This is a genomic window from Arundinibacter roseus (assembly GCF_004348825.1).
Taxonomy (GTDB): domain Bacteria; phylum Bacteroidota; class Bacteroidia; order Cytophagales; family Spirosomataceae; genus Arundinibacter; species Arundinibacter roseus.
Map to the genome: position 1 here is coordinate 260,618 of NZ_SMJU01000005.1, position 20,882 is coordinate 281,499.

General features: G+C 46.8%; 16 protein-coding genes. 8 read left to right on the forward strand and 8 right to left on the reverse strand.

The window, feature by feature from the left end:
- The first annotated feature begins 10 nt into the window (after positions 1–10).
- From EZE20_RS09380 to EZE20_RS09400, 5 genes are all read left to right on the forward strand, one after another.
- A complete protein-coding gene (locus tag EZE20_RS09380; protein WP_132116862.1) occupies positions 11–1,486 on the forward strand; it encodes a SusD/RagB family nutrient-binding outer membrane lipoprotein in 1,476 nt (491 codons plus the stop codon).
- Between the two features lie 45 nt (positions 1,487–1,531).
- The gene (locus tag EZE20_RS09385) at positions 1,532–1,999 is read left to right on the forward strand and encodes a hypothetical protein (protein WP_165933449.1); all 468 of its coding nucleotides are present in this window, start codon (positions 1,532–1,534) and stop codon (positions 1,997–1,999) included.
- A 236-nt stretch (positions 2,000–2,235) separates the two neighbouring features.
- Positions 2,236–3,423, forward strand: a complete 1,188-nt coding sequence (locus EZE20_RS09390) for a pyridoxal phosphate-dependent aminotransferase (RefSeq protein WP_132116866.1) — start codon at positions 2,236–2,238, stop codon at positions 3,421–3,423.
- Between the two features lie 95 nt (positions 3,424–3,518).
- Positions 3,519–4,619: an AEC family transporter gene (locus EZE20_RS09395; protein WP_132116868.1), complete on the forward strand. Its 1,101-nt coding sequence runs from the start codon at positions 3,519–3,521 to the stop codon at positions 4,617–4,619.
- 38 nt (positions 4,620–4,657) lie between these two features.
- Entirely contained in the window at positions 4,658–5,224 is a 567-nt protein-coding gene (locus EZE20_RS09400; RefSeq protein WP_132116870.1) for a hypothetical protein, read from the forward strand.
- A gap of 109 nt (positions 5,225–5,333) precedes the next feature.
- On the opposite strand, the gene EZE20_RS09405 is transcribed toward EZE20_RS09400, so the two are convergent.
- Entirely contained in the window at positions 5,334–6,905 is a 1,572-nt protein-coding gene (locus EZE20_RS09405; RefSeq protein WP_132116872.1) for a phytoene desaturase family protein, read from the reverse strand.
- Positions 6,906–7,023: 118 nt separating this feature from the next.
- On the opposite strand from EZE20_RS09405, the gene EZE20_RS09410 reads away from it, so the two are divergent.
- The gene (locus EZE20_RS09410; protein ID WP_132116874.1) at positions 7,024–8,712 is read left to right on the forward strand and encodes a carboxylesterase family protein; all 1,689 of its coding nucleotides are present in this window, start codon (positions 7,024–7,026) and stop codon (positions 8,710–8,712) included.
- A 57-nt stretch (positions 8,713–8,769) separates the two neighbouring features.
- On the opposite strand, the gene EZE20_RS09415 is transcribed toward EZE20_RS09410, so the two are convergent.
- Together EZE20_RS09415 and EZE20_RS09420 are read right to left on the reverse strand one after the other, a co-directional pair.
- Positions 8,770–9,204 (reverse strand): (4Fe-4S)-binding protein, encoded by a 435-nt coding sequence (locus EZE20_RS09415; protein ID WP_132116876.1) that lies wholly within the window; start codon positions 9,202–9,204, stop codon positions 8,770–8,772.
- 40 nt (positions 9,205–9,244) lie between these two features.
- A complete protein-coding gene (locus EZE20_RS09420; RefSeq protein WP_132116878.1) occupies positions 9,245–10,378 on the reverse strand; it encodes a redoxin domain-containing protein in 1,134 nt (377 codons plus the stop codon).
- A 225-nt stretch (positions 10,379–10,603) separates the two neighbouring features.
- Here EZE20_RS09420 and EZE20_RS09425 point away from each other — a divergent pair, with 225 nt between their 5' ends.
- Positions 10,604–12,463, forward strand: coding sequence for a glycoside hydrolase family 2 protein (locus EZE20_RS09425; RefSeq protein ID WP_132116880.1), 1,860 nt, complete (start codon positions 10,604–10,606; stop codon positions 12,461–12,463).
- A gap of 110 nt (positions 12,464–12,573) precedes the next feature.
- Here the strand turns inward: EZE20_RS09425 and EZE20_RS09430 are convergent, their stop codons facing one another.
- From EZE20_RS09430 to ettA, 4 genes are all read right to left on the reverse strand, one after another.
- The gene (locus EZE20_RS09430; RefSeq protein ID WP_132116882.1) at positions 12,574–13,812 is read right to left on the reverse strand and encodes a glycosyltransferase; all 1,239 of its coding nucleotides are present in this window, start codon (positions 13,810–13,812) and stop codon (positions 12,574–12,576) included.
- 298 nt (positions 13,813–14,110) lie between these two features.
- The gene (locus tag EZE20_RS09435; RefSeq protein WP_132116883.1) at positions 14,111–14,824 is read right to left on the reverse strand and encodes a LytR/AlgR family response regulator transcription factor; all 714 of its coding nucleotides are present in this window, start codon (positions 14,822–14,824) and stop codon (positions 14,111–14,113) included.
- A 6-nt stretch (positions 14,825–14,830) separates the two neighbouring features.
- Positions 14,831–16,378 carry a sensor histidine kinase gene (locus tag EZE20_RS09440; RefSeq protein ID WP_132116884.1) on the reverse strand — a complete coding sequence of 516 codons (1,548 nt, stop codon included), beginning with the start codon at positions 16,376–16,378 and terminating at the stop codon, positions 14,831–14,833.
- A gap of 311 nt (positions 16,379–16,689) precedes the next feature.
- Positions 16,690–18,357: an energy-dependent translational throttle protein EttA gene (ettA, locus tag EZE20_RS09445; RefSeq protein ID WP_132116886.1), complete on the reverse strand. Its 1,668-nt coding sequence runs from the start codon at positions 18,355–18,357 to the stop codon at positions 16,690–16,692.
- Positions 18,358–18,426: 69 nt separating this feature from the next.
- Between ettA and EZE20_RS09450 the strand changes: the two genes are divergently transcribed.
- Complete coding sequence (locus EZE20_RS09450) at positions 18,427–19,704, forward strand: DUF349 domain-containing protein (protein WP_132116888.1); 1,278 nt, start codon at positions 18,427–18,429, stop codon at positions 19,702–19,704.
- Here the strand turns inward: EZE20_RS09450 and EZE20_RS09455 are convergent.
- Positions 19,667–20,722, reverse strand: coding sequence for a LacI family DNA-binding transcriptional regulator (locus EZE20_RS09455; protein ID WP_132116890.1), 1,056 nt, complete (start codon positions 20,720–20,722; stop codon positions 19,667–19,669). The genes EZE20_RS09450 and EZE20_RS09455 overlap by 38 nt on opposite strands.
- Positions 20,723–20,882: the final 160 nt, after the last annotated feature.

Below are 20,882 nucleotides of genomic sequence, written 5' to 3' on the forward strand. Positions count from 1 at the left end.
GAATTCAGGTATGAAAAAATATATCAATTCTAAGCTATTCACCTCTTTTGCCCTTGCTTCCGTGCTGACAATCAGCAGCTGTACCGAGGACTTTGAGGAAATGAACACCGACCCAAACAGCCCAACCGCAATCGGGGCGCAGTATCTGTTGCCAACCGGGCTGGAAGCATCAATTGACCGTTACTGGGGACATCGTACCCGCTTTGAACGCATCAATATTGATGCCGCCGAACTGTATGTTCAGCATTTTACCCGGAATATTTATTCCAACGAAGGTGATAATTTCAGTGTATCGCCGGCACTCGTAGCCAATAACTGGAAAGGCTTTTTTAATGATGCTCTGGTCAATTTTCAACGCATTATCATTCAGTCTAGCCCGGAAGGCAAAAGTCCAAACGCCAACTACGAAGGCGTGGCATTGGTGATGCGCACGTGGGTATTCTCATTGCTAACCGACATGTACGGCGCTATTCCTTACTCTGAGGCCATAGCCGGTACCAGCGAAACGCCCATCTATACCCCAAAATATGACCCCATGGAGCAGGTGTACGCAGGCATGCTGAACGACCTCAAAATGGCCAATGAGAAACTGAGCACTTCGGGACCCGGTATTTCCGGAGATATTCTGTACAATGGCGATATTTTGAAATGGAAGAAATTTGCCAACTCGCTGCGTATTCGTTTGGCCAATCGGCAGGCAGCAAAAAAACCTGCGGAGTCAAGAGCCATCATGGCCGAAATTCTGGGTGATCCGGCAAAATACCCGGTCTTTACCAGCAATGCAGATAATGCTTCGCTGAAATGTACCACCGTTTTGCCAAGCAACAACGAATGGCATCAGGTGATGGTACAGGATGGCCGTACGGACTGGAACATAAGCTCGACCTTTGCAGATAAGCTTAACGCTTTGGGCGATACAAGAATCACGGTATTTGCCAATCCGAACAAAGACGGAAAGTATCAAGGTCACCCCAATGGCCTGCCCGATGCAATTGCTACGGACTACCTCGCAACAAGCTCTACAATTGGCAGCTATTTTGTGCGCGCCGATGCCCCGGAAGTGATCATGACTTTCTCGGAACTGAACCTGATTCTGGCCGAAGCGGCTCTTGATGGTGACATTGCCGGCGATGCTACTGCTTACTTTGAAAAAGGCGTTACTGCTTCCTTTGCTCAGTACGGTCTGACGGTTCCGGCTACTTACTTCGCAACCGTTGGTGCCGTGACACGTGCCAAAGTGTTGGAGCAAAAGTGGATTGGTTTGTTTGGACAAGGCATCGAGGCCTGGATTGAAAAGCGTCGTACGGGTTTACCCGTATTTCCGGCAGCTGACAGCCGCGCGGTGTTTGACAACGATGGCATTATGCCTACCCGCTTCCCCTATCCAAACTCTGAGTTTTCGCTCAATGCCGCAAGCGTTGAAGCCGGAGTGGCGCTCAATGGTGGAGCCAATGACATGAAAACTAAACTATGGTGGGCTGAATAATCCTGATCCAGCTATTTACTCCTGTTTACCCAAATTAAAAATAGTATGAAAAAATCACTCACCTATATCGCAGTTGCCTTCCTGGCACTAACGTTTGCCGCCTGTAAAGTGGAGGATCCATTTGTTGATCGCGTAGTAGCACCTGTGTTGGTGGATATTGTTGGTGCAGCTTTCGGCGCACCACTCGCCACTGAGCCAACCGTCTCGTATCCAACCACTGGCAAAGTAACGCTTACCGCCCGCCTGCTGGAACTAGACAAAACCAATATTCTGGACAATACCAAAGGCATTGATTCTATTCCGGTTCCGAACATCCCCATCCGCATTACCCTGCGTACAGGCGCCGTTTTGGGAGAAGTTACGTCCAACGCTCAGGGAGTAGTTTCCCTGGAAAAGAGCTGGGAAGAACTAGGCTTGGCAACCCCAAGGGCAGGCGCTGTTATTCGCATATCCTGGTCGGGTAACTATAAGGGAATAGCCTTTACCCGCCTGTCCCAAATTCAGGCGCGATGATGCAATTGCTTAAAATCTGTCGGTTTTACCTTTGTAAAATCGGCAGATTTTGGCATTTAAAGTCGTAAATATTATTTATTGATGTTAAATTATAATATTTCTTAAAAACTAAGATAAACATCATAAATTACTAGAACAGAAGATTTTAGATTCTTTAATAATTTGCGTAAATTCGTTTTTACAGAATAATTAACTGATAGCCTTATAGTCATTTCTACCTAATCACTAGTACTCCAATGAACCAAAAACTTGACCGTCGCAGCCTCTTAAAATCTGGTCTCCTAACTCTTGGCGGCCTGGCCGTTGCGCCACATTTGTCTGCCGGCGCATTCTCCAATGTTCCTTTGAATATCGATCGCTCTAACCGTATCTACCGCAGCCCGTTGCTGCGTGAGCACTTTCTCGACGAAGAGCCGGATTTCACCAAAATGATTGCCAAACTCAACGCCAACGAAAACCCCTACGGACCACCCGCAGCCGCCAAAAAGGCTGTTTCGGATTCGGTAAGCGGGGGCAATCGCTACGCATGGAGAGAGCTGTATGATCTTGTTGCCAAAATCGCCAAGAAGGAAGGAATCGCTCCTGATCATATCATGATGGGTCCGGGATCATCCGATTTGCTGGAAAAAGTAGCGATTGTACTATTCAAAGATGGCGGCAATGTAGTTTCTGCCGACCCGTCGTATATGTCGCTCATGAACGTAGCCAAGTCGGTAGGCGCTACCTGGAAAGCCGTACCTTGCAACGACGACTGGTCGCACAACCTGAAAGCAATGGAAGCCGCCGTTGACAAAGACACCAAGCTGGTGTACATCTGTAATCCAAACAACCCGGTGGGCATGATTACGCCCGGCAAGGAGTTGCTGGATTTCTGCTCACGGGTTTCCGAAAAAGTACCCATTTTCATTGATGAAGCCTATATTGAACTAGCCGTAGGCGCTGATACCGAAAGTATGGTGTCTCTGCTTCAGAAAAAGAAAAACGTCATCATTGCCCGTACCTTCTCCAAAATCATGGGAATGGCCGGACTGCGCATTGGCTACATTGCGGCGCTGCCTGCTTTCCTTGATCAGATTCAGGAAATTACGCGTGGCGGCATGGGCATTGCCTACACGTCGATTGCCGCTGCCTCAGCTGCCATGGACGATACCGAGTTTCAGGACACCACCCGCAAACTCAACCACGAAGCCAAGCTGTATCTGTACAGCAACCTGGACAAAATGGGCTACAAGTACATTCCATCCTACACCAACTTTGTGATCTTCCCGATTACGATGGCAGGTAAAGAGTTTTTGGGCAAAATGAGCTCAAAGGGTGTCATGGTACGCTCGTTTGACATCAGCAACAAAACCTGGTGTCGGGTAAGTATTGGTACAATGGACGAAATGAAGATGTTTGTTGGAGCATTGCAAGACCTAAGCTAATCCTAATACAGACCCTGCCCATCAGCCCGGGGATTTCCTGGTTGATGGGCTCTTTTTTACCAGTGTAGATTGATCTACTTTTTAATTTTTTTCTCATGAGCGAGGCGTTACAAAAAACCATTACGCTGATTTTATTAATTGTCCTGGGGTTGATCCTCCGGGGGAAATTTAAGAATAAAGAACAACTCAACGGGATCAAAGAAATCGTCCTTTCGGTTGCTTTACCTGCTACAATCTTCATTGCTTTGATGAAAATTCAGGTAGATTCTACCTTGTTTTTCGTCCCTCTTGCTGCACTTGCGTTCAACTTTTTCATGTATTTCGTTTCCCCCATGGCTTTTGGTTTTTTTGGGGTAGAAAAAGATAGCGCCACCGCCCGCACGCTCATTATGTTGTTGCCTTCGCTGGCACCCGGACTTTCAGCCTTTCCTTTTATTGCCGAATTTTTAGGAGAAGAAGGACTTGCCAAAGCCGCTATGGCCGACGTCGGAAACAAGATTTTTGTGCTTGTGTTTCTGTACGTAATAGCCATGAATATGTTTCTGAAAAATAGCGGAGACGAAGATTCTAATCTTGGAAAGAAAATTAAAAGCCTGCTGCTAAGCCTGATACAGGAGCCAATCAACATTTTGCTGGTACTTGCCATGGTGTTGTTAAGTGTTGGAATTAACTACAAAACCCTACCTTCGGTAGTGACCGACCTGTTTGACAAAACGAGTGCCATGATGACGCCTTTAGTACTGATTTTTATCGGATTGGCGGTTCAGCTCAAAGAAGGCAAAAAGCGACTTGTAGTTTCCATTCTGTTTTTCAGAGCGGGCATTACCTTGCTTTTCAGTGCGGCGCTCATCGGGATTTTTAACCTGAACGACCCCACGATGGTACTTTTGGCAGTGGTTGTGCCGCTGAGTTCGGCAAGTTTCTGGCCTTTTGCCCACATTTCGGTATTTAACCTGCGCGAGGAAGCCAAGGGGTTATCCAAAGAACGCCGCACGTTTGATACCGAACTGGCCGTTTTGATTCTTGCCTTTTCGTTGCCTTTTTCTACGGTACTAATCCTCGGTATTTTATCCACCGGAACGCTCTTCCTGCATTTGTCAACAATCGTCATTTCCGGCCTTGTTTTGATTGGGTTGGGTACGATTCCGGGGCTAATTGCCAAATCATTATTAAAAACCTCTACGTCAGAAGCCTGATCAGCCTCCGGACTTACCTATTTCTAAACCCTTACTTTATGGGAAAACTGAGCCTTCTACTTCTCCTTTCAGCCGTTTTTACCTCAGCAGCAGCTCAGCAAAACAGCCCCGCCGATTCGCTGAACAACACAGTGACCCGGTTTCATGTTCCGGGAGACGTAACTATTACCATGGCTGACGGACAAGGCAAGAAAGTTTCTGAAATCCAGGCCGGCGAGCCAATTAAGTGTGTGCGGGAAGGTTTGGTGCAAACGAGCCGGATTTGTGAAGTGGAGCAAATGACTGATTCGGCCCTGTGGCTCACCACGCTGTACCTCCGCCCGGTTGATGAAGCGGCAGCAAGCCGCAGCACGTGGCCGCTCATTCCGGCACTCATGATCGAAACCGCCCCAACGGCGTTAGTTACAACACCCGAAGGCCCGCGCATGATCAGTCAACTCAGAAAAGGCGATATTCTGTATCACGTTGAACCTTCGACCCAGCAGATCAGCACCTGGAAAGTAGGGATCGTGCGCCGCAAAAGCCGTCAGGTGAGTACGTTGTACTCAGTCGTTACGGAAGAAGGAACCTACTTACTGGAAAATCTCGTCGCTCAGGACCGATAGATTTGCAGGTTTACCGTACTGTATTTTAACACAACCCGTGCTTCTGGAAGGCACGGGTTGTTTTGGTTTTGAAGTATTCATTTAAGAACCAGAAATCAAATAAATCGCCCTACCTCCCCAACACCTTCATTGCGGCATTTCTTCCCGGAATGCCGCTCACAGCGCCACCCCGTTTGGCAGAGGAGCCGCAGATCAGGATGCGTTCCCAGGGAGTTTCAACGCCCCATGTTCCGGTTTCTGTTTCATTTTCGGCAAAAAACCACGTGAGTGCGTCGTGAAAAATATTACCCTTTGGCAAACTTAAATCGTTTTCCAGATCCAGTGCACTTTTGGCTTCCAGACACAGATTCCCCTGCGCATCGCGCGCCAAACAGTCTTCCAGCGGTTCGACGAGATATTCGTTTAGACCGTCCAAAAACCTTCTGACAACCTCCTGCCTCGTTCCTTCATTATCCTGTAAAAACAAGCGATAGGGCAAATCCAGCCCGAAGTAGGTCAGGGTGTGGTAACCCTCGCGTTGCAGTTCCGGCGACAGAATACTCGGATCGGTGAGCGTGTGGCAGTACATTTCGCCGGCAAGCGTTTGGGGAAGCTCGGTTTGGTTGGCTTCGGCAAAGGTTTTCTCCATTTGCGAGAACGACTGATTGATGTGAAACGTACCCGCAAAAGCGTCTTCGGGACGTACGGATTGCTGTTTGAGGGCAGGTAGTTTTTTCAAAAGCATATTGATTTTAAACGCTGTACCTTCATCCTGCACCGACGATGGCTCAGGTTTATGGTCCAGCAATCGCCGCAGCTCTACTACACTGGCGTTAGAAATTACCGTTTTGGCAGAAAAAGTATAGGCAACTCCGTTCATTTCAACCGCTACTTCATGAAGAGTATTTCCCAAATGAATAGCTTTCACTGCGGCCTGCATACGCAACGTGGCGCCATACTGAACGGCTTTTTGTACCAACTGCTCCACCAAAAACCCCATTCCGCCCTCAGGAACGCGCCATTCGCCGGTTTTGTTGCCGACTACATGATATAGAAACGTCCGGTTTTGTAGCAGACTTTCGTCATACGCACTGGTAAATGCCCCGATTTTGGCGTCCGTCATCAGCACGCCCCGCAGAATATCGGATTGCAGGTTTTTATCAAGAAGATTTCCAATGGGTTCTTCCACAAAGCTTTGCCAAAGCCCCTGCTGTCCTGCCTGTTGAAATTGTTTTTCAAACGTGCTTCGGCTTTTCAGCGGTTCCAGAAAAGAATCCCAAACCAAGTCTGCAAAAACGGATTGCTGACTCATGATTCGCTGATAACCAACATATTCACTTTCGCCAAATCCCAAACCAAGAATTGCCTCCCGAGTTGCCTGTGGATTTGACTGCGGTAGTAATAACCCCTGCGCCGAATGGAAAGGCGTGTAGGACGCGATTCTTCGTGGAAGCAAATTGAGAGATAATCCCAGTTCCTGACGAATCTGCTTCGGAAACAGACTAATGAGGTAGGAATACTGCGACAGACGGGCGTCGTAGTCCGGAAAAATACGCTTTGACGTGGTTGCTCCTCCGAAATAGTCATTTTTTTCGAGTACTAACACCCGCTTTCCGGCTTTGGCAAGGTAGTTGGCGGTTACGAGGCCGTTGTGGCCGCCGCCAATTATGATAACATCATAGGAAGAGGAAAGTCCGTTCATGAAAAAGTTTAGATCGATGAAAATTGAAAAATAAGTAAAATTTCATAGTCCATCTCACATTTGTTATAATTGTATCTTTTTTATACAATGGCCTTTTTTTACTTAACCCTTTTTTTCAATGAAACATCAAGCCGTCTTTGTCGGTGTATTTGTTACACTCCTCAGCTATTTTGTTCCGCTTTATGCGCAAACCCTTCCCGCCGGGCCACAGGTCCTGACGTTTCATTCGGATGTTGACGATACCGAGCAGCCGTATGGTTTGTATTTGCCCAAAAATTTCGATCCTGCCAAAAAATACCCCTTCGTTTTGATGCTCCACGGAGCAGGTTCCAACCACCGCCTGTCGTTGAAACGGGTATTTGGAAAAAGTAATCTGCCGGGCGAAAACGACGTGGAGGCAAGCCGGTATTTTCAGCCGTGGGACGATGTGGATTTTATCGTAGCTGCCCCTTTTGCCCGGGGTACGATGGGCTATCAGGGTATTGCCGAGCAGGATGTGTGGGACGTTGTGGCTGACGTAAAAAAGCGTTTCTCACTGGACGAAAACCGGATGTACCTCACGGGCCTTTCGATGGGCGGCGGCGGCACGATGTGGATCGGCCTGACGCGCCCGGACGTGTGGGCAGCCATAGCCCCGGTTTGTCCTGCGCCACCGCCGGGCACGGAGTCTTATGTGACAAATGCTTTCAATTATCCGGTTCATTTTTTTCAGGGAGGTGCCGACCCGGTTGTGAAGCCCGAAGGTACCCGCGAGTGGGTAGAAAAATTTAAGGCTGCCAACTCAGCTGTTGAGTACATTGAGTTTCCGGGTGTACAGCACAATAGCTGGGAAAATGCCTATCAGGATGAATTTATTTTCAAGTGGTTTTCACAATTTACCCGAAATCCTTTCCCGAATGAAGTTCGTTTTTCTACAATGCAACTGAAATATAACAGCGCATACTGGATCAAAAATCTGGATTTTTCGCCGGGTACCACTGCCACAATCAAGGCAAAATTTACGGGGAAAAATTCTCTGGAAATCAAAACCGAAAATCTGGACGGCCTCACGCTCGACCTCATCGGACACGAGCAGTTCGTTTCCAGCCAAAAGCTTAGCATTTTAATTGATAATCAAAGCATTACAATAGAGCCTGGAAGTGTAAAACGCTTAACAAAAACCAATAAAAAATGGGCACAAAATCCTGAAATAGCTACGGCCGGAATGCGTAAAAACAGCCAAACGGAAGGCCCGCTTATGGAGGCGGTTTCGGGACGGCATATTTATGTGTACGGTACTGCCGATAATCCATCCAAAGAAGAACTTGCTGCCCGCCGTAAAGTGGCGGAAAACCTGGCCGATTGGGCTACCTACCGGGGTGAGTTTTTGGGTCGGGTGATGGTTTTCCCGAGGGTATTGGCGGATAGAGAGGTAAGTGCGGCAGACAAAGCTTCCTCACATTTAATCCTGATGGGCACGGCTCAATCGAATAAAATAGTGGGGGAAATGGCCGACAAGTTGCCTTTTCAACTAAAAGAAGAGTCGACTGCTACGCATGGTTTGGTGTATATTTTTCCAAATAACAACCGCTATGTGCTTGTCAATTCGGGTTTGCCATGGTGGGAAATGCCCGACAAAACCAACAATCCGCTGGCCCGGCTCAGCACGCCGGGCTCTATTGGTACGTTACGCAACTTTGGCGACTACCTTCTTTTTGAAAAGAGCAATCCTGAGCCCATAGTATCGGGCCGTTTTGCCAACGACTGGACCCTGCCCGCCGAGCAGAAATCCAGGCTCACAACTTTGCCTTACATGCAGGTAAAATAGATAGGCAGTTTTTCTCTTTTGGTGCGAATGGTTCTTTTAAAAACCGTTCGCACTTTTTTATCCCTGAAAGCCCGCATGTTGGTGACTGCCATCGCAGTAGGGCTTGTTGGCTGAATGTCCGCAACGACAAAACGCCGTAGTGCCTGACTTTGTATGCCCAGTTTTGTCGGAGGTAATGATCGTCAGATCTCCGTGCACCAGCAAAGGTCCCTTTGGCAATACCTCTACCGTCGTTGAATTGGTTGCCGTACGTTCGGGCTCAGGCTCTGCATCTTTTCGCATGTACGACAAAGCGCCTGAGGGACAGCGGGACACCTGCGCTACGATGTTCTCCGTATCGGAGCCGTGTATGTTTACCCACGGACGTTTGAGAGGATCAAAAACTGCGGGTAATCCGCGAAAGCAATTAGCCGAATGAATACATTTGGATGGCTGCCAAACCACGACAATTTCACCATTGTCGTATTCCTTGCGAAGCGAATGATCAATCATGGAGAAGGGTTGTTTTGGATGAATTATTTTTCTTTAATTTTTAGTAGTACCGTCCCATGTATCTATTTTCTACAATGGCTTTTCTCATCTGATACGGGTCAATAGGTCCTTGCTTTGCGTACACAATTTTGCCGCCCGGCTCTACTAAAATCGTGTATGGAAGAGCGCCCTGCCAGTTGGGATCAATCGCTTCAATGAGCTTGTATTTATCCTCAAAATTAATGAGATAGTTAGGGTTTGAAGCAAGCTTACCCGTCAGAAATTTCAACACTTTATCTCTTTTATCAGGGCTATCGGCGCTGATGGAAACAAACTCAAAGTCCCGGTTTCGGTACATGTGATGCATCGTCATAAAATCCGGAAATTCCGTCACACATGGACCACACCAGGTAGCCCAAACGTTAATCAGCCGGAGTTTGTCTGAATCATTCTTTATCAATTTACGAATACCCGCCTCATCAATCAACTCCACAGCCACAGGTTCTTTGGCCCATCCCTTTTTTTCATCGTCTACACTATGCCGTTTATCTGCCCATTTCAGCGAGCAGCCAAAGGTTTTAGTCGCAGGCACCGGCACGGGCTGCTTGGCCAATAAAGCTTCAATAGCATTTCGGGCATCGGTATTTTTTGGCGTAGCCGTAGGTTTTTCCACATCGTCGATGCGGCCCTGATACCGAAGTTTCCGCTGACTATCAAAAATAAAAATATGAGGAGTCGCTACCGGACCGTACGCTTTGGCAACCGCCTGAGTTTCGCCATCGTAGAGGTACGGAAAATTATAGTCCATTTCTTTGGCCCGAAGCTGCATATCTTCAAACGTATCGCCCAAATCCGTGTAGCCCAGCTCATCAAGCCGAACCGCCAACGGGTCGTTGGATGAAATCGCGATCAGCGCCAGTCCTTTGGCTCCATAGTCTGCGGCGAGTTGCCGCATTCGCTCCTCATACGCCTGTGCCGTAGGACAATGATTGCAGGAGAATACCACGGCAAAAAGTGGCGATTTACTAAAATCTTTCAGCGTGTAGGTTTTCCCGTCCACCCCGGGAAGTGAAAAATCGGGTGCCGAAGCGCCAATTTCCAACGTTTTGCCGTAGTCCTGCGCCAGGCAGGCCCCTGCAAAAAATCCACTCGTAATCAGCAGTATTCCGAAAAAATAGAAGCGTTTTTGGCTCATGAGTAAGGAATTTAACGTGATACGGACTTTCGCATGTAAAACCCCTATGAATCAAAAAATTACTGATTCTTAGGTATCTTTTTCCTTAGCCGCGCACATTTTGTATTACCAGTACCTCCACGACTTTACCTTCAATTGTGGTTAAAATTTATATAAATCTCCTTTCATAAAGAGATACCTTTTATTTACCTCATTCTATTCATCCAAAACCTGAACCATTATCTCATGAATACCAGGTCATTTTCTCTTCTCCTGCTCATGCAGGTCACTTTATTTATTTCAGGATATGCTCAGCCCGATACCTGGAAAATGGTAGACGGAAAAATCAAGAGCCAATGGGCGGCAAAAGTTGACCCGGCAAACCCGCTGGCAGAATATCCCCGTCCACAAATGATACGGCCCGGCTGGCAAAACCTCAACGGCTTGTGGCAGTATGCGATCACCCCAAAAGCAACCGCCGCAACTTCCCCTACCGCCTTTGAAGGGAATATTCTGGTGCCTTTTGCCGTAGAATCGGCCCTTTCGGGTGTAGGGCGCACAGTCGGAAAAGACAGTATTTTGTGGTATAAAAAAACCATTACTCTTTCATCTAAACTCAAAAACCAGGCCGTATTGCTCCATTTTGGGGCCGTAGACTGGGAGTGCGACGTATTTGTAAATGGACAAAAAGCCGGCTCACATCAGGGGGGATATGACCCTTTTTCTTTTGATATAACCTCTCTGCTGGCCAAAGGAGATCAGCAGGAAATTATGGTAAAAGTGTGGGACCCGAGCAACGATGGCCCGCAGCCACGCGGCAAGCAAATCAAAAACCCTCACGGAATCTGGTATACGCCCGTGACCGGAATCTGGCAAACGGTCTGGACCGAAACTGTTCCTACAAGCTACATCGTAGCTACCAAAAATACGCCCGATCTGGATCAAAGCAACGTCACGATTTCGGCAACTACACAAAATCTGCAACCCGGCGATATGCTCCGAATTCGCGCCTGGGATGGCACCACGATGGTTTCTGAAAAAGAAGTGACTCCCACAGAAGCAGCAACACTGCCCGTTCCAAATGCGAAAAAATGGGCGCCCGGCTCGCCTTTTTTATACGAATTGACCGTAGGAATTATACGAAAAGGAAAAGTGGTTGATGAAGTGAAAGGTTATTTCGCCATGCGTAAAATCAGCGTTGAAACCGATGCGCAGGGTATTCAGCGCATGATGCTCAACAACTCCTTTGTGTTTCAGTACGGCCCGCTCGATCAGGGATGGTGGCCCGACGGGCTTTACACCGCCCCAACCGACGAAGCGCTGCTCTTTGACATAGAAAAAACCCGGGATATGGGTTTCAACATGATTCGTAAACACGTGAAAGTGGAGCCCGCCCGCTGGTACTATCACTGCGACAAGCTGGGTATGCTCGTGTGGCAGGATATGCCAAGCGGCGACATGGGCAACCGCTGGGAGTCGCGGCCGGGCGTGTCGGGACTGGGTACAGAAAAAGAGCGTACGCCTGAATCTGAGGCGATTTTTCGGAAAGAATGGAAAGCCATTATGGATGCCAATTATAACTTTCCGTCTATTGTCATGTGGGTGCCTTTCAACGAAGCATGGGGTCAGTTCAAGACCGGGGAAATCACGGAATGGACCATGAAATACGACCCCTCGCGCCTGGTGAACAGTGCGAGTGGCGGCAATTTTTTTCCCGTTGGTCACATCATGGATTTGCACAACTACCCCGCGCCGGCGATGCCTACACCCGAGCTTTTTGGTCAGACTCAGGTTATCGTTCTGGGCGAATTTGGCGGTTTGGGTCTTCCGGTTACCGGGCACACCTGGCAACAAAAAGATAACTGGGGCTACCAGACTTTCAAGACCAATGAAGAACTTCTGGACCGCTACAAAACCTTCATGGAAAGCCTTACCGGATTGATCAGCAAAGGATTATCAGCCGCAATTTACACCCAAACTACGGACGTTGAAGTAGAAACCAACGGCCTGATGACCTACGACCGGGAGGTTATAAAAATGCCGGTTTCGGAGCTTTTTGAATCCCATAAAAAACTATATAATCCTTCATTGGTGCGCATGAAGTAATCGTTTTTTGATTTGGTTGTTTAGCAAAAAGTTACCCTTGTTTCTGAACTCATTTCAGAAACAAGGGTAACTTTTTTAGCGTATTCCAATCAACATTTCCGTTACAAACCCTACGCCACAGGCGTTCCTTTCAGAACTACGGATACAGACTTTTCCTGAATAGCTTCTGCCAAAAGATTGGCTATGGTTTCGCCCCGGTGCTTCCAGGTATTTTGCGAAGCAAGCTGAATTCTCTCCTCTTCGAGTGCCGGGGTGTTGGTTGACAGAGCCTCCTGAATCGCCTCGGCAAACGTGGCGACATCCTGAGCAATTGCCGCAGATTTCTTTGTAAATTCCTGTAAATCAGGATTAAAATCTGACAACACAACGGGCTTACCGGCTCCCAGATATTCAAATAATTTTAAAGGAAAAACGGTTGCACTTCGTTCATCTTTTTTGAAAGGAATAATTGCAACATCAAACCCTTTCAGAACAGCAGGCAACTCTGAATAAGCTATTTTTCCGGGGAAATATATATTGGGCGTAAGTAACATCTCATCGGGAAGTTCACAATTAACCGGACCAATGAATACAAAACATTTATCGGGATGTAGCCGGGCTACGTTTTCCAGTAAGGAAAAATCCATTCGATAATCGATGCTGCCTATATATCCTATAATTGGCCGGGAAAATGAAGAAAGCATAGGCGAAACTGACTGCTGCGGATCCTGCGCCTGTCGGCTGTGATCCAAATCAGCGGCGTTGGGGACAAAAAAAGTGCGTGGATTTAGTTGCAGTTTTTCGTGATACAGTTGTCGGCTGCTACAAATAACGAGGTCCGATTGGTGTACGAGCTGATTTTCGGAAGGTACGCCGTGCCGGCCATCAAACGGCCCGAATACGGGATCCAGGCAATGGTAGATCCGCAGTTTGGGCGTAAGGTTTTCGGAAATTCCCGGATAATGAAAATTGAAAGAATTAATATAAACGAAATCCTTCACCTCCCGTTTTTTGAGAATGTGTCGAATCTTAGTCCGCATCAACCATTCATTGATTCGTAAAAGAAAACGATACAGCGGTCCTTCCGGCAAAAAATTGAGTGACAGAAGTATCGGTGAAACAAAAATTTCCAGATCATTTTCAAGTGTTTGGATAGGCTGATCAGAAAAAACCGAAAAGAATCCACGCCTTTTTTTAAAGCATTCCGTCTTTCGTTTTTTTATGACATCGTTAATGGTGTAAGGATTATCAAAATAGTAAACCTTGTTAGCTTTGGCCAACTCCCGGGCAATTGCCATAGAGGTGGATTCAATGTCGGCATCATACCTGAACAAGCTTAGAATCAGGATGTTTTGCCCAAAAAGATCCATAGTAGTACGGATTTATTTCTTTAAGTTACAAGTATAGTTTGTGTATAGGTGCTTAAAGATACTATGGGTTAATATTTTTACCAAAATTATGTATACATATACACGAAAAATAGTTAATATTTCTTTAAAAAATTGTATAGACTAAACGATAAAATACTGATAAATAGCACATTAATTATCTTCTAAGGTATTTTATTTTTGTAGCAAAAGGTTTCTAATTTCAATTATTATTTCACAGAAAGAGCTTCAAAAATGACATTAAAACCGGGATTTCAGGCAACATATCCACACGACAACCTTACAAACTCAGCAAGGTCCGGATTTCTGCAAGAGTACCTTCGTAAGAGGCTCCAACCGGAATCTCTACGGAATGAATCCACACGCTTTGCCGGCTAATTTTCTGAATATGCCCAATAGCAACCACGTAGGATCGATGCAAACGAACGAACTGACGGTCGGGAAGCTGAGCAAGTGCTTCTGAGATGCTTTGACGGCACAGGAGCTTTCGATTTTTCAGGATATAGGCTACGTAGTTGCCTTCTGCTTCCAGGTAAAGGATATCATTCAGCATGATTCTTTCCTGTTCATAGCCCGTTTTAATAAATAAAAAGGGAGATTCTGACACTACATATTGAGGTAGCTGCCCCTGCCGCCATTTTTTGAGTTCGAGCGCTTTGTTGCAGGCTTGCGTAAAGCGAACGAGCGAATAAGGTTTTAAAAGATAATCTACTGCATTCAGTTCAAATCCTTTTACGGCGTATTCTGAATAAGCCGTAGAGAAAATCACCATCGGCACCTGTTGCAGGCAATTGACAAACTCAATACCCGAAATATCGGGCATTTTTATATCCAGAAAAATCAGGTCAACCGGGTGTTGCTGCAAGTACGGAATAGCCTCAAAAGCATCTGTAAATGAGCATTTTAAATCAAGAAAAACCACTTTGGCAGCAAGCATTTGCACTACTTCCAGCGCTCGGGGCTCGTCGTCAATGGCAATAGCTGAGAGTGTCATGTTCCGTTAATAAATTCCCAAAACCAATGATACAAAAAAATCGTGTTCTGTTGCCTGAATATCTAACACATGCCGGTTGGGATACAGTAAATCCAGTCGCTTTTTTACATTGTCGAGCCCAATTCCCGACTGTTCTTTTTCGGGGTCATGAGCTACTTTCGGATGAACACTATTGTGTACTTTGAAATACAATTTTGTGGCATCGTGCGTCAGCGTAATATACACCCATGAGGGATTGCGGAGGCTAATGCCATGCTTGAAGGCATTTTCTACAAACGGATTGAGCAGCATAGGCGCCAGGTAAATTTCGTTCTGAGGTTCCTGTATATTGACCCGAATTTCGATGGGGTGAGCTTCGTTGAGCCGCATGCGCTGAAGGTCCAGAAAATTGTGGAGGTAGTTGATTTCCTGACTCAGCGCAATCCGTTCCTGATTATTTTCGTGGAGCATAAAGCGCATCATATCGCCCAGCTTTTGTATGCCGTCTGCCGTTTGTTCGCTGTTTTCTTTCATGGCTACTGCATACAGCGTGTTGAGAGCATTGAACAAAAAATGCGGATTTATCTGCGACCTCAACGTACTGAGTTCAGCCGTTTTTACCAATACTTTGGTTTTCAGCTGTTGCTTTTCTACAAAAAATACCCATCGTAAAATGGCTGTTAAAAGTGCCACAATAGTTGGAAGTACATACAAAACGGCAAATAACTCTGCGTCGTCGCCGCGATGAAGCGCAAGTATAAACACGAGAAAGCTTACCAAACCGTACCCGCAAATACCTGCAAAAAGGTAGATGATTCCATCGCGGGTGTTGAGGCGAAGACTGACGAAGTAAGGGATTATTTTTGCAAAAAACAGGTGGTGCAGTACAAGGGTCAAAACTATGATCAGCAGATTAATTGACACGCTCGTTCCGCCTAAAATAAGATTAGCGACTCTTCCGACCGACATCCAGAAAAGTAGTGTAATCGCTGCTACTGTCAAAAGGATATTCTGTAAAATCAGATGTTTGGGTTGTTGATACTTTTGATACAATTCATGGGTATGATAAACCACCTGCATAAACGCTTCGTAGAGCAGGATCATCAGCAGTAAGCCTACCGTGGAGGTCAGGAGATGAAGTTTCCGAAAGAGTGAAAAAACCACAAAACCGCTGATCCGTCCCGGAGAACTGTACCGTAAACGCCATTCGAGTTTAAAGAAACTATATACAAAGACGCTTCCAAATGCCAGAAGGATTGCGACAATTAGTAATGTATAGGTCTGATTATCAATATTTTTCTCTTTGATCCGGGGAAAAGCCTGGAAATGAAATGTGTACCAGGCCCCCAAGAGCAGGACAGCCCCCGAAATAGTTGGAAGAATAATATCCAAATTATAATCGAACGTTAAAAGGTCATTGAGAATAACCGAAACCTTTACCCCCTGGGACCGGGCCCGGAGAATATCGAAGTCAAAATCACCCGCAGTTTCAAATAATCGTCTGATTACATAAACGGCGACAGCGCCCGGAATAAGGAAGAGTTCGAGTCGGCGCAGGGTAGTTGTTGTGTACATAGCAGGTTTATTTTTTTGATCAAAACTACCTTGTTGCAGCAGGCATTTGGAAAAAATGACGTGAACGAACCCAAAAAAGGGTTGAATAACGAATCAGGGATAGGTTGGTATAAAAAGAAGGCTACGGAAAGCCTCCTTTCTCGCGCATCATTCGCAATGTCGGAGATGTTCCGGCAACTTATCATGTATTCAGCGGGGATGTTGAAAAAAGAAGTGTGAAGAATAAAAAAAAGAGGAGTTCATCTTATTTATTCAATAAGACGAACTCCTCTATATTACCGACTATGAATAGCTTAACTTCTGTATATATTCTAGCTCAGCTTTTTGTACTTAATCCGACGGGGCGTAGCGTCTGTTCCGAGGCGCTTGCGGCGATTTTCTTCATATTCTGAAAAATTCCCTTCAAACCAATATACCTGCGAATCCCCCTCAAAGGCCAGAATGTGCGTAGCGATGCGGTCAAGAAACCAGCGATCGTGGGAAATAACTACTGCACAACCTGCAAAATTTTCGAGACCTTCTTCCAGCGCCCGCAGGGTATTCACATCAAGGTCATTGGTAGGCTCATCGAGCAATAGCAAATTACCGCCTTCTTTAAGCATCATGGCCAAATGTACGCGGTTGCGTTCGCCTCCCGACAGAGTACCGACCTTTTTTTCCTGATCAGACCCGGCAAAATTGAACTTACTGACATAGGCGCGGGCGTTGGTTTGCTTACCACCCAACATCACCCACTCATTGCCATCAGAGATTGTCTGAAACACCGTTTTGTTCGGATCCAGGTTGTCATGTTCCTGATCTACATAGGCCCACTGCACGGTTTCGCCCACATCAAACGTACCCCGCAACGGTTTTTCCTGTCCGGTAATGAGTTTAAATAGGGTAGTTTTTCCAGCACCGTTCGGCCCGATAATTCCGACAATTCCAGCGGGAGGCAGGGCGAAGTTCAGGTTTTCATACAGAAGTTTGTCGCCGTAGGCCATCATGATGTCATGGGCTTCAATGACTTTATTACCCAAACGGGGCCCCGGCGGAATAAATAGTTCCAGTTTTTCTTCCTTCTCACGGCCGTCTTCACTCAGCATTTTTTCATACGCTCCCAGGCGGGCTTTCGACTTGGCCTGTCGGGCTTTGGGCGCCATCTTCACCCATTCCAACTCTCGTTGCAGGGTTTTCTGGCGTTTTGATTCCTGCTTTTCTTCTCTTTTCAGGCGATCCTGCTTTTGTTCAAGCCACGACGAATAATTCCCTTTCCACGGAATACCCTCGCCCCGATCCAGTTCCAGGATCCAGCCGGCTACGTTATCCAGAAAATACCGGTCGTGCGTCACGGCAATAACGGTTCCTTTGTACTGACGCAAATGCTCTTCCAGCCACAACACCGACTCCGCGTCGAGGTGGTTGGTGGGCTCATCGAGCAGCAGTACATCCGGCTGCCGCAGCAGCAGTCGGCAAAGTGCTACACGGCGTTTTTCGCCGCCGGACAAATTGGCCACGGACGCATCTGACGGCGGACAGCGCAGGGCATCCATCGCTACTTCCAGGCGATTATCCAGGTTCCAGGCATCGGTGGCGTCGAGTCGCTCCTGAACTTCTCCCTGCCGTTCAAGAAGTTTGTCAAAATCGGCGTCGGGATCTCCGAAGGCTTCGTTAATTTGATCAAATTCTTTGAGTAGATCAACGATTTCCTGCACTCCTTCTTCTACAACCTCCCGAACTGTTTTCTCAGGATCCAGTTTTGGTTCCTGTTCGAGCATACCGACGGAGTATCCGGGAGAAAAAACAACCTCTCCAAAAAAATCTTTATCAACCCCCGCAATGATGCGCAGTAAAGTTGATTTTCCGGAGCCATTTAGTCCTAAAACGCCTATTTTGGCGCCATAAAAAAAGGACAAATAGATATTTTTAATGATATGTCGAGTGGGCGGAATGACCTTACTAACACCCGCCATTGAGAAAATAATGGTTTCGTTACTCATTTTTTAGTTAATTTGTGCCTGGCAAATATCGTTAAATAACCCCTATACCAGCAGATAAAAAGTGAAATAATGGAAAATGCCCAACAAACGAAAGAATACGGCTATGTCGAAGATGGCAAAGTATTTTTAAAAGGGTACCTCGACTATCCTGCCCGGCAGATCGGCGAGGTAAAAAGAACAGAGCAGGAAGCAATCGATTATTTTAAGAATCGATTCACCATCGCCGAAAGCAAGGTCGCTCTTTTAGAAAGTGAAGTTCAGGAAGCCCAAAACAAGGGCTCGTACCTGACCAAGCTGTTGCAGCTACGCCGAAAACTAATCGGCTTTGATGCAATTGGCGACTTTATCCCCCTGCTAGAACGCCTCGACAAAGCCGAAGCCTACTTGTCCGAACTGATTCATTCGAATCAGCTCAAAAACCTGGAAATCAAGCGTGCACTTATCGAAGATGCCAAAGTCGCTGCTGCCATTGAAGATTGGCAGGTTGCTACCGACGCATTGCAGGAGGTAAAATCCAAGTGGATCAGAACCGGCCCCGTCGATAAGGAATTTCAGGATGCAGTAGACACGGAATTCCAGGGTGTTCTGGATGACTTTTTTCACCGCCGTCGCGAGTACTTTGCCGAGCAAAACAAGATTGTGCAAGGCCGGGTAGACGAGTACGAACGTCTCATTAAGCAGGTCAAGCAGCTCTCATGGAGCAATGATCTGGACGCTTCCTACCAAAAAACCCGCGAAATCCGCAACGCATGGAACGCCATTGGCGAGGTTCCGCCCAAGAAATTTTTCAAAATTAATAAGGCGTACCGCCACTTTTTGAAACTTTTCTACGACAAGTATAACCTTGCCAAAGGAATCGAACCCAAAGTACGGGTTGATCCGCGTATTCTGGAACAGCAAAAACTGCTGGAACAAGCTGAATACGCACTCAAAAACGATAACATCGTGATTGCGTCCGAAAAAGCGAAAGTTTTGCTTAGCAAGTGGAAAGACATCCGGATTCCATTTAAGCTTGCAGACAAAGAGCTTGCCGAAAACTTCCGGTCTACCTGCGACAAGATTTTTGAGCTGAGCTATTTGGCCCGTGTAATTAGCCGCAAGTACCCGGCTTTTGAAATGAAAAGTGAAGAAGAGCAGCTACGCACACAAATTCGCGAAATGGAATGGCTCGTGAGCCGCGAACGCAGCGATTTGGAATTTGCTACGCAGGATGTTGAACGCAGCCTGACCGGTAACGAAGAGGAAGATAAGCGCATGTTGGGCCGTCTGAATATTCAGAAACGGAAGATTGCGATGAAAGATAAAATTCTCAGAGAATTTCAGCGGAAGCTGGATCGCCTGAGTTAATTATTTTGAGGGTGGAGCCTCTAACCACCAAATTTGTTTTAAGCACCCTGGTTTCAAAATCCAGGGTGTTTTTGTTTTCTATCAATTCTAAAAGCAGTTCAGCTGCCTGCCGCCCCATCTCAAAAGAAGGCTGTGCAACCGAGCTCAGCGGTGGATCGAGCAGGGCAGAAATTGACAAATCAGAAAAACCCAACAGCGCTACATCCTGCGGCATACGGTAGCCCAATTGCCGCAGCACCCAATGCACCCCGATAGCGATGCGGTCACTTGCTGCAAAAATGGCATCCGGACGCTCGCGCAGCGCCATCAGCTGATAGGCACGTTCGGCGCCGTCGGACTGACTATAATCAGCCGAAACCACCCACTCGTCCCGTAGGGGAAGATTATGTTTGGCAAGCGCATCTTTGTATCCATTGAATCGGTTGCGGCTGATATTGAGCCCCATCGGCCCCGAAATATGGGCAATACGCCGACAGCCTTGCATAATCAGGTGCTCTGTTCCTTCAAACGCTCCTTCATAATCATTGACCAATACTTTGTGCGTTTGCACCTGCTCACTAATCCGATCAAAAAATACGACCGGAATATCGCTTTCCTGTAACTCCTCAAAATGAGAATGATCAGGTGATTTGCTGGCCACAGACACAATCAGGCCATCGGCCCGGCGGGCTGCAATGTGACGGGCATCAATGCATTCGCGTTCGTACGAATCATGACTTTGGTAAATCATGACGTGGTAGCCCCGGCTATACGCCACATCTTCAACCCCGCCAATTGCCATGGAAAAAAACGGATTATCGATATCCGGCACAATGATTCCGATGGTTTGCGTGCGGTTTTTTAAGAGACTCAGCGCAATTGGGTTGGGTGAGTAGTTGAGGCGGCGCGCCAGTTCGATTACCCGCTCGCGGGTGTGCTCACTAATCTCGGAACTATCTCGAAGTGCCCGCGATACGGTTGACTTTGAGATATTTAGCTGCCTTGCTATTTCCTTAATTGTAATCGAGGTTTTTCCCATGAAATTTTGGTTTAAATACCGGAAAAATTCAAAAATTAACACCCTGAGTCCTTAAACTTCTTCGGTAAAATCGTACGCAAACTATGAAAAACTTCTGGATTCCCGGAAAAAAAGATCTTTTCGGGAACGGTCCCGGGAACGGTTGCATAAAAATATAGCT

Excerpts from the sequence above, each read along its gene's own strand:
- EZE20_RS09385 (WP_165933449.1), top strand. The coding sequence starts at position 1,532 with ATGAAAAAATCACTCACCTATATCGCAGTTGCCTTCCTGGCACTAACG.
- EZE20_RS09405 (WP_132116872.1), bottom strand. The coding sequence starts at position 6,905 with ATGAACGGACTTTCCTCTTCCTATGATGTTATCATAATTGGCGGCGGC.
- EZE20_RS09390 (WP_132116866.1), top strand. The coding sequence starts at position 2,236 with ATGAACCAAAAACTTGACCGTCGCAGCCTCTTAAAATCTGGTCTCCTA.
- EZE20_RS09435 (WP_132116883.1), bottom strand. The coding sequence starts at position 14,824 with ATGACACTCTCAGCTATTGCCATTGACGACGAGCCCCGAGCGCTGGAA.
- EZE20_RS09420 (WP_132116878.1), bottom strand. The coding sequence starts at position 10,378 with ATGAGCCAAAAACGCTTCTATTTTTTCGGAATACTGCTGATTACGAGT.
- EZE20_RS09455 (WP_132116890.1), bottom strand. The coding sequence starts at position 20,722 with ATGGGAAAAACCTCGATTACAATTAAGGAAATAGCAAGGCAGCTAAAT.
- EZE20_RS09425 (WP_132116880.1), top strand. The coding sequence starts at position 10,604 with ATGAATACCAGGTCATTTTCTCTTCTCCTGCTCATGCAGGTCACTTTA.
- ettA (WP_132116886.1), bottom strand. The coding sequence starts at position 18,357 with ATGAGTAACGAAACCATTATTTTCTCAATGGCGGGTGTTAGTAAGGTC.
- EZE20_RS09440 (WP_132116884.1), bottom strand. The coding sequence starts at position 16,378 with ATGTACACAACAACTACCCTGCGCCGACTCGAACTCTTCCTTATTCCG.
- EZE20_RS09400 (WP_132116870.1), top strand. The coding sequence starts at position 4,658 with ATGGGAAAACTGAGCCTTCTACTTCTCCTTTCAGCCGTTTTTACCTCA.
- EZE20_RS09410 (WP_132116874.1), top strand. The coding sequence starts at position 7,024 with ATGAAACATCAAGCCGTCTTTGTCGGTGTATTTGTTACACTCCTCAGC.
- EZE20_RS09415 (WP_132116876.1), bottom strand. The coding sequence starts at position 9,204 with ATGATTGATCATTCGCTTCGCAAGGAATACGACAATGGTGAAATTGTC.
- EZE20_RS09380 (WP_132116862.1), top strand. The coding sequence starts at position 11 with ATGAAAAAATATATCAATTCTAAGCTATTCACCTCTTTTGCCCTTGCT.
- EZE20_RS09450 (WP_132116888.1), top strand. The coding sequence starts at position 18,427 with ATGGAAAATGCCCAACAAACGAAAGAATACGGCTATGTCGAAGATGGC.
- EZE20_RS09395 (WP_132116868.1), top strand. The coding sequence starts at position 3,519 with ATGAGCGAGGCGTTACAAAAAACCATTACGCTGATTTTATTAATTGTC.
- EZE20_RS09430 (WP_132116882.1), bottom strand. The coding sequence starts at position 13,812 with ATGGATCTTTTTGGGCAAAACATCCTGATTCTAAGCTTGTTCAGGTAT.